The sequence below is a fragment of the Pseudoalteromonas sp. MSK9-3 genome, from assembly GCF_003590335.1.
GTDB lineage: Bacteria > Pseudomonadota > Gammaproteobacteria > Enterobacterales > Alteromonadaceae > Pseudoalteromonas.
This window is the reverse complement of the sequence record NZ_MIET01000024.1, coordinates 1-12671: the sequence shown is the minus strand read 5'-3', so window position 1 is coordinate 12671 and position 12671 is coordinate 1. Positions and strand designations below refer to the sequence as shown.

The 12671-nt window shown below is 41.5% G+C and carries 14 protein-coding genes; 4 read left to right on the top strand and 10 right to left on the bottom strand.

From position 1 onward, the window contains the following. Window positions 1-6: 6 nt before the first annotated feature. Together BGP78_RS08710 and BGP78_RS08705 are read right to left on the bottom strand one after the other, a co-directional pair. Entirely contained in the window at window positions 7-513 is a 507-nt protein-coding gene (locus tag BGP78_RS08710) for a hypothetical protein (protein ID WP_119861039.1), read from the bottom strand. 149 nt (window positions 514-662) lie between these two features. Further along, window positions 663-1364, bottom strand: coding sequence for a tRNA1(Val) (adenine(37)-N6)-methyltransferase (locus tag BGP78_RS08705; RefSeq protein WP_119861038.1), 702 nt, complete (start codon window positions 1362-1364; stop codon window positions 663-665). A 68-nt stretch (window positions 1365-1432) separates the two neighbouring features. Between BGP78_RS08705 and srmB the strand changes: the two genes are divergently transcribed. Beyond that, window positions 1433-2665: an ATP-dependent RNA helicase SrmB gene (gene srmB / locus BGP78_RS08700; protein ID WP_119861037.1), complete on the top strand. Its 1233-nt coding sequence runs from the start codon at window positions 1433-1435 to the stop codon at window positions 2663-2665. A 36-nt stretch (window positions 2666-2701) separates the two neighbouring features. On the opposite strand, the gene BGP78_RS08695 is transcribed toward srmB, so the two are convergent. From BGP78_RS08695 to BGP78_RS08685, 3 genes are read right to left on the bottom strand one after another with little or no spacing between them, the layout of a single operon-like run. After that, complete coding sequence (locus tag BGP78_RS08695; protein ID WP_119861036.1) at window positions 2702-3916, bottom strand: FAD-binding oxidoreductase; 1215 nt, start codon at window positions 3914-3916, stop codon at window positions 2702-2704. Next, entirely contained in the window at window positions 3916-5304 is a 1389-nt protein-coding gene (locus tag BGP78_RS08690; RefSeq protein WP_119861035.1) for an NAD(P)/FAD-dependent oxidoreductase, read from the bottom strand. Before BGP78_RS08690 ends, BGP78_RS08695 begins: the two co-directional genes overlap by 1 nt. Continuing rightward, window positions 5301-5615, bottom strand: a complete 315-nt coding sequence (locus tag BGP78_RS08685; RefSeq protein WP_119861034.1) for a 2Fe-2S iron-sulfur cluster-binding protein — start codon at window positions 5613-5615, stop codon at window positions 5301-5303. The genes BGP78_RS08690 and BGP78_RS08685 overlap by 4 nt, the downstream gene beginning before the upstream one ends. Window positions 5616-5827: 212 nt before the next feature. Between BGP78_RS08685 and BGP78_RS08680 the strand changes: the two genes are divergently transcribed. Then, window positions 5828-6613: a hypothetical protein gene (locus BGP78_RS08680; RefSeq protein ID WP_119861033.1), complete on the top strand. Its 786-nt coding sequence runs from the start codon at window positions 5828-5830 to the stop codon at window positions 6611-6613. Here BGP78_RS08680 and BGP78_RS08675 read toward each other — a convergent pair. The 3 genes from BGP78_RS08675 to yaaA form a co-directional block, all read right to left on the bottom strand. Beyond that, a complete protein-coding gene (locus tag BGP78_RS08675) occupies window positions 6592-7773 on the bottom strand; it encodes an MFS transporter (protein WP_119861032.1) in 1182 nt (393 codons plus the stop codon). The genes BGP78_RS08680 and BGP78_RS08675 overlap by 22 nt on opposite strands. Window positions 7774-7813: 40 nt before the next feature. Next, window positions 7814-8071, bottom strand: a complete 258-nt coding sequence (locus BGP78_RS22550; protein ID WP_147386072.1) for a hypothetical protein — start codon at window positions 8069-8071, stop codon at window positions 7814-7816. A gap of 133 nt (window positions 8072-8204) precedes the next feature. After that, window positions 8205-8984, bottom strand: a complete 780-nt coding sequence (gene yaaA, locus BGP78_RS08665) for a peroxide stress protein YaaA (RefSeq protein WP_119861030.1) — start codon at window positions 8982-8984, stop codon at window positions 8205-8207. A gap of 255 nt (window positions 8985-9239) precedes the next feature. Here yaaA and tal point away from each other — a divergent pair, with 255 nt between their 5' ends. Further along, window positions 9240-10190: a transaldolase gene (tal, locus tag BGP78_RS08660; RefSeq protein ID WP_119861029.1), complete on the top strand. Its 951-nt coding sequence runs from the start codon at window positions 9240-9242 to the stop codon at window positions 10188-10190. Between the two features lie 230 nt (window positions 10191-10420). Beyond that, window positions 10421-10612 carry a DUF3545 family protein gene (locus BGP78_RS08655; RefSeq protein WP_010362861.1) on the top strand — a complete coding sequence of 64 codons (192 nt, stop codon included), beginning with the start codon at window positions 10421-10423 and terminating at the stop codon, window positions 10610-10612. A gap of 96 nt (window positions 10613-10708) precedes the next feature. Here BGP78_RS08655 and BGP78_RS08650 read toward each other — a convergent pair whose 3' ends face one another. Together BGP78_RS08650 and BGP78_RS08645 are read right to left on the bottom strand one after the other, a co-directional pair. Next, window positions 10709-11113: a hypothetical protein gene (locus BGP78_RS08650; protein WP_119861028.1), complete on the bottom strand. Its 405-nt coding sequence runs from the start codon at window positions 11111-11113 to the stop codon at window positions 10709-10711. A gap of 126 nt (window positions 11114-11239) precedes the next feature. Beyond that, window positions 11240-12214, bottom strand: coding sequence for a hypothetical protein (locus BGP78_RS08645; protein ID WP_119861027.1), 975 nt, complete (start codon window positions 12212-12214; stop codon window positions 11240-11242). Between the last annotated feature and the right edge of the window lie 457 nt (window positions 12215-12671).

The window sequence follows — 12671 nt, the reverse complement described above, 5'->3', positions numbered from 1 at the left end:
ACCCGATTAAACCACAACGGGCTCTGCCCATGATACCTGGCGGATCCAAGTTCTGACGTTCGGAAAATCTTCAATTGAATCAATCATATCCCATGCAGCTAGCAAGGGTTGACCATACAATTCATTATTTTCAAACACCATGATCAGATTCTCGCTGGAACCCTTGTATCCATCAGGGTGTAATACCACACTGGTTGGTAAACCAATATGCTGAATAGCTGCCACAGACCATGCTATTGCGGCAATTTCCTCTCCTTTCATCCAACTTTTATTGCTGCGGCATTTATAGACATCATCACTTAATAAATGCCGTTCAGTCGGCTCACACACAGCTATATGCCCTGCCTCGTGTAATATATCACCTGCATAGAGTAACTTATCCACATCAATATGTAATACACCTTGTTGCAGTCTCAAGCCGGGCAAAAATGTGTCATGCGTGAAATGGCTTAGCTGAAAGGGTACTTCAATCTGCTTTAAAAATGCCAAAATCTTACGTACTGTTGGATCCATATATACTTCCCTGCAAGTTATCACGCTAAAAGCGCCCCCAAAGCGGGTGCTCTATGCTATTTTGAATCGTTTTATTGCATAAATAAAGTCGCTGTAATGCAGTGTAATTTTTTACATAAATGACTCATCTATACCTCGCTACAACGCCATTACATCTTTAAGTAAAAATCCTGACATAAGGTAATATACTCTGGCGTATACGTATTATCACTATTACGAACACATAATGCGCTTGCACACATTGATTTATTTGGTATCAATGAAAACGCCATAAGCCGGCGACTTACCGGCTTTGTTGGTGTCATCTGCACATGACACACTCTGTGCAAGTGCAAGCCCATCACATTGGCATGCTCGGTAAACATTTCAGCTTCAACACAAGGTAAAATGACCGTCAGTGTACTGTGGGAATGACTGACTCTAATAAAGGCACTAAGTAATTCACTAAAGCTTAACCCTGCAGTGTGACGTGCTTTAGTTCGCGCACTATCAGGGCTATGTAAACTGTGATTAAAATATGGCGGGTTACTAATCACAGTATCAAACTTTGTTTCACTAGAAAAATCCTGAATTGCACATTGATGAACAGTAATATCAGACCAAGGACTATTTTTGATATTAGTACGCGCATCTTTCACTGCCTGTTCGTCAATTTCTACCGCATCGATCGCCAAGCTTTGATTACGCTGTTTACACATTAACGCCAATAACCCCGTACCAGTTCCTATGTCTAATAAGCTGCTCGCATCACCAATATTTGCCCAAGCACCTAACAAGATCCCATCGGTTGATACCTTCATTGCGGTATTATTTTGTTGTACCTTAAACTGTTTAAATGCAAAGCCAGCCATTATTCACCTTTTCGAAAATCGCCATCACGCGTATAATTGTCACCATTGTCCTTTATTTATGATGTGCTATGCAATTTTCTGAATTTGATCTTGATGCCAAAGTGTTGACCGCTATTGACAAAATGGGTTACCAAACCGCCACCAGTATTCAACAGTTGGCAATTCCTGAAGCGTTGATTGGACGCGATATTCTAGCGTCAGCCCCAACGGGTACCGGTAAAACTGCTGCGTTTTTGATCCCTGCGATTCAGCATTTGCTAGACTTTCCGCGCAAAGAACCGGGCTTTGCTCGGGTATTAATTATGACACCAACCCGTGAGCTTGCGTACCAAATTCACGAGCAGTGCCAATTACTTGCTGCAAATACACACTTGAAAATTGGTGTGGTTACTGGGGGCATTAACTATGGTACTCACAAAGAGATCTTTGAAAAAAATAACGATATTTTAATTTCAACCCCTGGTCGGTTGATGGAATACCTTGAAACTGAAAACTTTCACGCAGAAAACGTAGAACTGCTCATTCTTGATGAAGCAGACCGCATGCTCGATTTAGGTTTTAAAAAAGAAATGCTTCGCATATGCGAAGAAGCCAAAAATCGTCGTCAATGTTTCTTGTTTTCAGCCACACTAGAAGGTGACAGCGTTGAATTGTTCGCTGAGCGCATTTTAAATGACCCTGCACTGCTTGAAGCTGAGTCATCACGTAAAGAAAAAGCCAAAATTCACCAATGGGTTCATTTGGCTGACAACTACACGCACAAGTTAGAATTACTGCTGCATTTATTACAAAGCGAAGAAGAAGTACAAAAAGCTATTGTGTTCGTCAAAACACGCGAACGTCTAGAGCAATTAGTCGGTGAGCTTTATACGCATGGTGTAAAAACGACTTGGCTACGCGGTGAAATGCCACAAGACAAGCGTATGACTGCCATGGCTAATTTCCAAAGTGGCCGTACGCGCATTTTAATTGCCACCGATGTTGCGGCCCGTGGTATTGACGTTGCTGACATCACGCATGTGATAAACTTTGACTTGCCGCGCACAGCTGATGTCTATGTACACCGTATTGGTCGTACTGCCAGAGCAGGTAAAAAAGGCACCGCTATTTCATTTGTCGAAGCACATGACGTCGCTATTTTGGCAAAAATTGAACGGTACATTGACTTAGGTTTAAAACGACGTGTTATTAAGGGGCTAGAGCCGCAAAATAAAGAAGCGCGACCACCTAAGAAGAAAAAAGACCCCGTTAAAATGAAAGCGAAGAAAAAAGCCAAAGCGAAAGTGAAGAAAAAGAAATAATCTAAATAAAATGGCCTCAATGAGGCCATTTTATTTTTACTCTTGTGTAAAAAAGCGCGTTACACTGAACGGGGTTAAATCTAAGCTCGTTTCTTGCCCTGTAACTAACTCCGTGATCAATTTCCCTGTAATCGCCGATGTAACTATTCCGGTACGAAAGTGCCCACACGCATTAATGTAGCCTTTAATACCGGGCACATGGCCTAAGATAGGCAATTCATCAGGTGTACCTGGTCTGAGCCCTGCCCAACAACGTTTGATATTACTGTCTTTTAAAATAGGTAGACACTTTAATGCCCCCTGAGAAAGCTCGGTAATTTTATCTAAGCTATTCGTTGTATCGAACCCTTTTTCTTCGGTAGAAGACCCAATTAAAATTTCACCATTGTCTTTTTGAGCGATATAACAATCACTGGTACTGACACACCCATTAAGCACTTTGGGTAAACGTTCAGATAGCACAATTTGGCCTTTCACCGGATAAACAGGCATATTCAAACCCGTTGCTTTATTAAATAAAGTATCAGCCCATGCCCCTGCCGCATTTATCAGCGTATCACAGTAGTATGTGTCTTCTTGAGTTGCAACCCCCGTAACCCTATTGCCTTCTCGTAATACTTTACTCACTTCACTATTGAGCACCAGCTCCACACCATTTTGCCGTGCACCTTCTAAGTAAGCATCAACTAATCGATAAGGGTTAACTTGATGATCACAGATAAAATCTATGGCACCAATGGCATCATCTGTAATGTAAGGTTCCTCTTCTTTGAGCTGCTGCGCATCTAACCAACGTACTTGATCTGCCAAGTGTGGAATACCACTGGTGATCTGATCGGCATAAATACGATCGTCTTGGTTATACATAATGAACTTAAGACCGGTCCGTTCAAATTTAAAATCAACACCATGTTGTTCAAGTAGTTCTTTATGTAACGCTGGATACATCGCATTAGAAGCTAACGCAAATTCAAAAAAACAATCTGGTAGTTGATGTGGCCGCATAACAGGAATATCTTTTCCTTTAGATTCACTTTGTAATTTAGAAAGTGTTTTAAAGAAGATAACGCCACACCCTAAGCCAACAGATTCGCCAATCGCCCATAATCCACCAGCAGAAGCACGTGAGGCATTACCCGGCTTTTTTATATCAATTAAAGCCACTTTGAGCTGTGTATCTCGACTCAAGAAATAAGCACAGGCGGCACCAATAACACCGCCGCCGGCAATAACAACGTCAAATTTTTTCATTACTGCTCTTCCAAAAAAGTAAAAGGGATAGGATCTAACGGAAAGCGAGGTTTTATGGCGCCTATATTGTCTGTACAACCCGATTGATGAAGCCTGTCAATCGCATAACTTGCACATGTCTTTCCTTGGCAGTCGCCCATACCTAATCGAGTTCGCATCTTTAAGCTCGTAATATCTTTTACACCTTGCGCTAATGCGATATCAACTTGCGCCCGTGTGGTTTTTTCGCATCGACAGACCACCGTTTCTGGTTTTGCTAACTCCATTAAACCAACCTGTCTTGCTGAAAATCGATCAAAACCAAATCTAAAACGTTTAAGTCGATCTAGTTTTCTCATCACTTTTCCAGCATGCTGCGCGGCTTCTTTGCCAGTCAAAACGCCTCGACTTTGCGCAATCCTAATGGCGGCAATTTGCCCCTCACACATTGCCGCATCAGCGCCTAATAAACCACTGCTGTCCCCAGCGACATATACATTATTTACGCTACTATGTTGCCACTGATCTAACGTCGGAATACTGCCACTCACAGTGCTATATTGATGGTCTAAACCCATTAGCATAGCCAGCTGACTACGTGCGACAAAACCATACCCGACACCAAGCGCATCAACTTCCAGTGTTTGCGCATTATGAGTATCGGCTTGCCAATGCTCGTTATAAGGCGCCACAGTAATAGACTTTAACGCATTCTCACCTTGAGCACTGACAATCCCCCAACCATAATGAAAAGGGATATTGTGCTTTTTTAAATACCCCATCATGCTCAAGCCTGACAAAGTTAGCTTTGGCTTATTCAATAATGCGACGGCTTCTTTCGCTAATTTACTAAACTGACTTGCTTCATATACCCCAACAACATCAATACCTGATTTGTGCAGCTGACAAGCAACTAAGGGGAGTAACGGACCTGTACCCACTAAAGCCATTTTACGTCCAGGCTGTACTAATCCACTTTTAATTTGCAATTGAACCCCGCCCATAAGCATCACACCAGGTAATTGCCAACCTTCAAAAGGTATACTTCTCTCGTGGCAACCCGTTGCTAAAATAAGCTCTTGGTATTCAATGTTGCTTAGCGTTTCATCTTTATTTAAGAGCAAAGAATGCGCGCCTTCAGGTCCCAATACCCTAGTATTCTCTAATAACTCAATGTGACGTCGGTTAGCATGATAGCGCGTTTGCAGTGCTGCCATTGCACGTTTTAAATTATCATCTAAATGGGGCAAGCTGTGGGTGTTACGCAAAGGACCACGGTAAATCACCCCACCAATTTTTGACGCCTCTTCGATGATTTTGCTCGTAATACCCAACTTTCCTAATTGGGCCGCCGCGGCTGTGCCAGCAGGGCCTCCCCCTACAATCACCACAGGACATGAATGTGTCATTTTATGCCCTCTTCTAAAAAACGATTCGTTAACGTTTCAACAACCATTTGCGGCTTTACAACCGTTTGACATGCGCGTTTTTTATAGCGCTTATTCACCTTGACATGACAGCAATGACAGACGCCCATACCACAATATGCACCAGATATACCTTGATGGTCATTCACCATCAACGCCTTATGCTCTGTTGCCAAGAGTACGGATAAAATAGTCTCCCCTTCACTCGCTGTAACCTGCCGCTGATTGACGGTTATTTCAAATGACGGTGATGCAATGGGCACAATGTCCTTTGTTCGCCTTAAACACTTCATAACTTGCCTCTATTTTTTATATCTCACTTGAAGAAATTTAAACTTACCCTGCTTTGCGCAGGTTAAATTCAACAGGGATAAAAAACAAACAACAACGTTACATAAGGTTAACTTTTTGTGTTTTTTTTGATCTAGATCTTGATTTGCTACCCACAGAACCGTTACTCGCGGTATATTGAGCAAATAACGAGGTAATATTAAAGGAGCAAATAATGAATATTTCCAAGGAACAACAAGGAGCATTATGCAGTGCGTTGGCTCAACTACGCCTAAAAGCAGACTTAATATTAGCGCCGAAATATCCACACTTTGCAGGTAAGCCATACCCTCTAGGGCGCTGCAAAGAGATCAGGGATGAAGTATATCGTCTATTAATGCAGCCTCAGAGCGACACTGAGTTTCCGATATTGAATATACTGAAAACCACACAACAACAGCCTGAATTACGAAAAGTATGGGGCTCATTAAGGGATGAATTTTTCCAAAATGCCATGGTAATTGATCAATGGTACATTGATGTAGCCAATGACACCGTTGATGCAAATAAACCCCGGGTAGAAATCATGCCTTTTGCACAGTCTGGGTTTAGTCAAATTACGAGCTTCAAGCAATTTGCTCATATCGCACGCCCTTATTGGCAAGTAGAGTTATATAGAAATACAGTATGCCCTGCACTGGCGCCCTTTTTACCTATTATATGCGTCGGTAAAAACCAAACCAGTTGGCTAGCTGCCGCCAATGACGAAATGTTAAAAGTTGCCATGCACAGTGAGTTTAAAAGTCCGCTAGAAATTATTGATACCTTGCCTAGCCCACCGGCACATATAATACATAAATGGCAAACAGTATTAGACAAACATGCTCAAATTAGCCTACTCACACAAACGGGATCCGCACAGGCATTTTGCCAACAATATCGTATCGAACAGCGACATTTAGACAGTGCGTTTAGAGATGAAATCGTGATCGCCTACTCTCATCTACCTAAAGGTATCTGAGTTAATGACGCCTCTTTTTGTGACGCAAACCAGTAGATCACACCAAGCGCTATCAGCATGATAGGAATACTCATCATATTCAAAAAACGCCAGCCAGCAATGGCCTCTAACCAACCAGCACCTAAAGAGGATATCGCAACCATGCTAAATACAGAAAATTCGTTACTGGCTTGTGCTTTTGCTCTCTCACTTGGGTGATACGTTTCACTCACCATATGAGTCGCTGAAATAAACATAAAGTTCCAACCAACGCCTAAAATGCACAGTGCAAATAAAAAATGCCAATGACTCATCCCCAGTAAATTGATGACGCAGCACCCGATAATAAGGAGTGCACCTGACGCCATAATGGGTGTTTGTCCAAAGCGCTGAATCAACTTTCCGGTGAAAAAGGAAGGGACAAACATACCCAATACATGCCATTCAATAACCAGTGCCGAGTCAGCTAAGTCAAAACCATGACGATGCATGGCCAGAGGGGTTGCCGTCATCAATAGATTCATTATTGTGTAGCTTAACATCGCAATTAAGACTGCCGCTTTAAACTGCGGCTGCATCACAATTTCTCGTAACCCTCTCGCCTTATGTGAATTCGATGTCTCACTTACTTCATTAAACTTGACTGCTTGTAGTAAAAATAGCGCCAGTAAGTACAAACCGCTCAGTGAAATAAAAACATTCGCATAATTAATACTAGGGAAATAGCTTGTTACCCATACCGCTAAATTTGGCCCCAGTATGGCTGCAACCACTCCACTTGCCATGATTATAGATATCGCTGTGGCAGGGTTATCACTGGCTTCTATCGCTGCAAAGCGATAAAGAGTCGCAAAGCCGATACCAATACCTATCAAAAGGGTAGCAATACAAAACAACAAGAACGCACTTTCATGTAACGCAAAGTAACCTAAAAGTGTCCCACTTAACCCCACAACATTACCTAAACTGAACCCTCGCCGACGCCCTATTTTTGCCATCACCAATGAAGCTGGGATCGTTGCGATAAGTAAGCCAAACATTTGAGTCGCTACAGGTAAGGTCGTGAATGCGGCTGAAGGGCTCAAGGCTTGGCCCACCAATGCCGCAATGGTAACAAGTAAAATGTTGCCCGTCGTAATTAACCCTTGGCACATTGCTAATATCAATACGTTTTTGTTCATATCGGGTAGCTTAACTCCAAAAAGCTCGGTCGCATGGACGTTACCATCCCACAGTCGGTTTGGGGATCACAAATGGGTCATCGGGCGACACTCGGCAACTATTGAGTGTTTCATAACATCTATCTAAACACGTTTGTTGCTGAGCACCGGGCAACGACGTGTCGTCATAACAAGAGGATTGACATTGTGAATTTGCTTGCTCGCAACTCAACCCTTTGCTCGTGACCGATGTACTGACGCTGCCACACCCAGTTATTAAACACACAAATGATGTTATTAATATCGCGCTTTTTACCATATCGACTGCTCCTTATAAATACGATATCACTCAGATCTATAAACCTAAGTTTATGGAAAGGTACCCATATAGGCATCATAAACGCTTTTAACACTTTAGTACTTATCGTATTTTGTAAGAATATGTAGCTTAGTTAACCTTGTTCAGCACGTAAAAACACTGGTTCGTTGGCTTTAATCGTTGCTTCTTCACTAAAATAATAGCCTGCAACATCAAATGTTTTAAGCGTATCAAGACTTGTTATTTTATGCTCCATAATAAAACGCGCCATCATGCCACGCGCTTTTTTAGCGTAAAAGCTGATCACTTTAAACTGCCCATTTTTACAATCTTTAAATATCGGTGTAATAATGTCGGCGCTTAATGCCTTTTTATTAACCGCTTTAAAGTATTCATTTGATGCCAAATTAACTATGTGCGTTGCATGTTGTTCAGCCAACGTTTCATTTAAATTTTCAGCAATAACCGAGCCCCAAAATTCATACAAATTTTTACCACGGCTGTTTTCTAATTTAGTTCCCATCTCTAAGCGATAAGCTTGCATCAGATCGAGCGGCCTCAACACACCATAAAGCCCAGATAAAATACGGAGATTATTTTGCGCATAATCTAGTGTCGCGTCATCTAAACTTGCAGCATCTAAGCCGGTGTATACGTCACCATTAAATGCAAGTACCGCTTGCTTGGCATTCCCTGGCGTAAACGGCTGAGACCACTCACTAAATCGTGCAGCATTTAACCCTGACAATTTATCACTAATTTTCATCAAACTGCCGATTTGCTGGGGAGAGAGTTCACGACAAACCGTCATCAACTCCTCGCTATGATCAAGCAATTGCCCTTGTGTATGGCGTGAAATATGTGCAGGAGTGTCGTAATCCAAATTTTTTGCAGGAGATATTACCGTGATCATGGCTAGCCTATTGACTTGAAAATTATTTAATGTCAATTTCAACACTATCCCTGTTTGACTTCAAGCTTAGAATAACCTTTGAATCAGTATGGGATAGCCCTAATTCGTGTAATTACCTAAATGTTCCTTCTGGTTGTGCTTACCTACCTTGAGTCTTTTTAGATACGGACAATTGACCTATTAAAGCAAATCACAGTACTGCAACATAGCGTAATTACACTTTAAATTTGCTGCAAATAGGAATGAGGACAGCTAATGACATCAGCACTAGATAGGCTAAAACAACATTCATCGATTGTTGCCGACACCGGCGATATTGAAGCCATTCGTAAGCATCAACCAGAAGATGCCACAACAAACCCATCGCTATTGCTTAAAGCAAGTGAAATGCCTGCATACCAAGCTTATTTACAAAAAGCATGGGACTTTGCCAAAGCAAATGAATCAGATGCACAACAACAGCTAGAGCTTGCTTGCGATTACTTCGCAGTACTTATCGGTAAAGAAATTGCGGAGATTGTCCCTGGCTACATTTCTACCGAAGTTGATGCTCGTTTGTCTTTTGACGCACAAGCCATGATCAATAAAGCCAACACCTTATTGAAACTGTATGAGCAAGAAGGTGTAAGTAAAGACAAAATCCTGATCAAGATTGCATCAACGTGGGAAGGTATTAAAGCCGCTGAGCAACTTGAAAAGGAAGGGGTAAAGTGTAATTTGACTTTACTATTTAGCCAAGCACAAGCCAGAGCTTGTGCCGATGCTAACGTATTTCTCATCTCACCGTTTGTTGGTCGTATCTTAGATTGGCATGTGGCCAATGGCCTAGAAAAGCCAACTGACCCACTTAATGACCCTGGTGTACAGTCTGTGTGCAGTATTTATGAATTTTACAAACGCCATGGCTATAATACTGTTGTTATGGGTGCAAGTTTCCGTAACACGGGTGAGATCATTGCCCTAACAGGCTGTGACAAACTAACTATTAGCCCAGGGTTACTTGAAGAGCTAGGTAAATTAACGGATGCACAAGAGTACCTGCTTGAAAGCAACTACCCACTGGAAGCAAAACCAGCTCCTTTAACAGAAGCACAATTTCGTTGGTTACATAATCAAGATGCTATGGCAACAGAAAAGCTAGCTGAAGGTATTCGGTCTTTTGCAGACGCGCAAGAAACACTGGAAGCACGCTTTAAAGCGCTATAACCCACTAGCCAGCTTACTTTATTTAAAAACGCCGTTTTATACGGCGTTTTTTTTATGCCAGGTTCTTTTTGACCTTCATCAAACTGTCACTTTGTTTTAACCTATCTGACACAATATTGTTTTATTTTTAGCCGAGTTGTGGTATACCAAAGTTGCTTGTAGTGCTAGGGCACGCACACAAAGCTGGCGCGAAAGCGTTATTGAGGTTAATAATCAATTAGGAGATATTCATGGATAGCCTAGACGATATAATTGAAATACTAGAAGGTCCTGAAACAAAAAAACGAGCCTCTCAAAAAAGTAAAAAGAGAAAATGGCGTGAAATTGAAGCGCTCAAAGATAAACAGCGTCTTCGCAAAGAACTACAGGAACTAGACTACTTCGCAGACAACCTAGACTTAGATGATTTGGATCTTGTTTAAGTCAGTAAAAAAGGCTCCTTAGGAGCCTTTTTAAAACCAAAAATAGTACTTAGCTAATACAACTTAGCATTGAATAAAAACGCATTAATTTTTTGTCTATAAGTCACTAAGCTTACTGAACACCAATACCTCTTGCTCTGCATCGAGCAACTCAAAATCACTACTTGATTCAACTCTAATAGCAAAACGGCGCTTGTCTTTAATCACATACATACCTTTGGGAAAAGCGGCATATTTGGCATACAAAAGTTCAGGATTCATCTTTTGCGCAATCAGCCTTTTTTTCCGTTCAGTGCCAGAACTGCCTTCATAAATTGCATATTCACCCACCACACACTTCAACGCGTAAAAAACCTCCCCCTCCATAAAAATGGCATAGCTTTTCATACTCTGTACTGTTGCTCCTGCACGAAGCTTTGTATAGATCTCACTGAGACAGGTGACATGCTGATTAAAGCCATGCTCTTTGGCAATAGTTGAAGCTTCTAATGAGTCTCTCATGGTGATTATTCCTTCTTGACTGCCCATTTAAAAAATAAGCTTACCTATTTGATTGGTATATATTTTTATTAATAGAATAAAATAAGGCCCTTATAGGGCCTTATGTAACATTACAATTGGATAGGTCTATTTACGTGTTTCTAAGTCATCTTTAGCTTGCTTTGCTTTATTCAATAATGGCTCTAAATGCGGTAATAACTGCTCACGGAAATGATACCCAGCCCCACCAGCGATAATAAGCAAGAAAAGCCAGACTAGAAACGACCCTCCCGCCGGGTGGTCTTCAGCACGACCAAAAACAAGGATCTCTTTTTCGCCACCACGCCAAGTTTTGAACGTCTTTTTCTCTAATACTACATAGGCTTCTAAAGGCAGCCTGGCATATTGACCATACGAGCCGTCAGAGGTTTTTTCTAATGCAATTAAACGTGTATGTGGCGAGGCATCATCTGTCCCTTGATAAATCGCATAATCACCTATCACACGTTGCATCGTATAACGCTCAGCATCTTCTGCTGGCACCATGGCGTACTCTGCCAGCTCATCAATACTTGCCCCAGCATAATGCTTTTGATAGAACGCTCGAATACTCCCAATATATGCATCATAACCATGCTCAGCAGCAATATCCGTTAGTTTCACATCCAAGTCTTGGGCAGCCATCTGCGCAGCATATTCTTTATCTGCTTTCGCCTGTGCTTCTTCTTCTAGCCGTATACGTTCAGCTTCAGCTCTCGTGACTTTCAGTTCCGCTAATTCTCGGGTGTAGCGCTTTAGTGCTGCCATTTTATCAGAGCAATAAGTGATAACGTCATTAAACGGCTTGGCTGCGCGTCCTGAAATATCAACTTTTTGTGTATTTTGGGCATAGTTCGGATTTAACGCTTCGAGTTGTAAGCGCAGCTGTTCATATTCATTAGACAAGACGGTTTGCTGCGCCAGCTTGTTATCGGAGCCCATTGACGGTTCATCAAACCAATCTGTTGCGCGCATTTTATAACATGCCGCTGCAACCTCTTCCATTAGGCCAGACTCATCTGAATTGGCAAAAGATAAAGTGGGTAACGAACAAAGTAGGGCTAAGCCAAGAGCTCTTCTCATTAATAATCCTTATTATTTTATATGAGTATTACACAGAGGTGGGCTTTAAAGATGAGAACAACGAGTGCCTATTTAAGCACCGTTATTTACTACTTTTAAAGTCCATTTCTCAAGTAGTTTAATTGCGAAAAGTGATACTATAATTTTATAAATGAAAAGTCATTATAATTATAATAAAATCATAAGGTCATGAGTTTTATTATAAAATAAATCATAAAAAAGAATTAATAGTAAAAGTTGCCGCAATTCATTGTTACCACCAAAGGGCGTTGTTTCCTAAATAGTTGAACTTCTTTGGTTTGGTGCGATCAGATCATTAAATGCCTTAACCCATGATGCGAAATGAAGAAGAAAATTAGGAATTGGTCACAGTACAACCGTGCTTTGGTTCAACGCGGTAACATCAATATTTGGCTAAGTGATAGTGCCATCTCAAAGTGGCAGAATACCGAAAAAC

What these genes read in the sequence shown, in the direction of transcription:
- BGP78_RS22550 (WP_147386072.1), bottom strand. Translation starts at nt 8,071, where the DNA reads ATGGTAAAAAGCGCGATATTAATAACATCATTTGTGTGTTTAATAACT.
- BGP78_RS08705 (WP_119861038.1), bottom strand. Translation starts at nt 1,364, where the DNA reads ATGGCTGGCTTTGCATTTAAACAGTTTAAGGTACAACAAAATAATACC.
- BGP78_RS08690 (WP_119861035.1), bottom strand. Translation starts at nt 5,304, where the DNA reads ATGACACATTCATGTCCTGTGGTGATTGTAGGGGGAGGCCCTGCTGGC.
- BGP78_RS08655 (WP_010362861.1), top strand. Translation starts at nt 10,421, where the DNA reads ATGGATAGCCTAGACGATATAATTGAAATACTAGAAGGTCCTGAAACA.
- BGP78_RS08695 (WP_119861036.1), bottom strand. Translation starts at nt 3,916, where the DNA reads ATGAAAAAATTTGACGTTGTTATTGCCGGCGGCGGTGTTATTGGTGCC.
- srmB (WP_119861037.1), top strand. Translation starts at nt 1,433, where the DNA reads ATGCAATTTTCTGAATTTGATCTTGATGCCAAAGTGTTGACCGCTATT.
- BGP78_RS08650 (WP_119861028.1), bottom strand. Translation starts at nt 11,113, where the DNA reads ATGAGAGACTCATTAGAAGCTTCAACTATTGCCAAAGAGCATGGCTTT.
- BGP78_RS08680 (WP_119861033.1), top strand. Translation starts at nt 5,828, where the DNA reads ATGAATATTTCCAAGGAACAACAAGGAGCATTATGCAGTGCGTTGGCT.
- yaaA (WP_119861030.1), bottom strand. Translation starts at nt 8,984, where the DNA reads ATGATCACGGTAATATCTCCTGCAAAAAATTTGGATTACGACACTCCT.
- tal (WP_119861029.1), top strand. Translation starts at nt 9,240, where the DNA reads ATGACATCAGCACTAGATAGGCTAAAACAACATTCATCGATTGTTGCC.
- BGP78_RS08675 (WP_119861032.1), bottom strand. Translation starts at nt 7,773, where the DNA reads ATGAACAAAAACGTATTGATATTAGCAATGTGCCAAGGGTTAATTACG.
- BGP78_RS08710 (WP_119861039.1), bottom strand. Translation starts at nt 513, where the DNA reads ATGGATCCAACAGTACGTAAGATTTTGGCATTTTTAAAGCAGATTGAA.
- BGP78_RS08685 (WP_119861034.1), bottom strand. Translation starts at nt 5,615, where the DNA reads ATGAAGTGTTTAAGGCGAACAAAGGACATTGTGCCCATTGCATCACCG.
- BGP78_RS08645 (WP_119861027.1), bottom strand. Translation starts at nt 12,214, where the DNA reads ATGAGAAGAGCTCTTGGCTTAGCCCTACTTTGTTCGTTACCCACTTTA.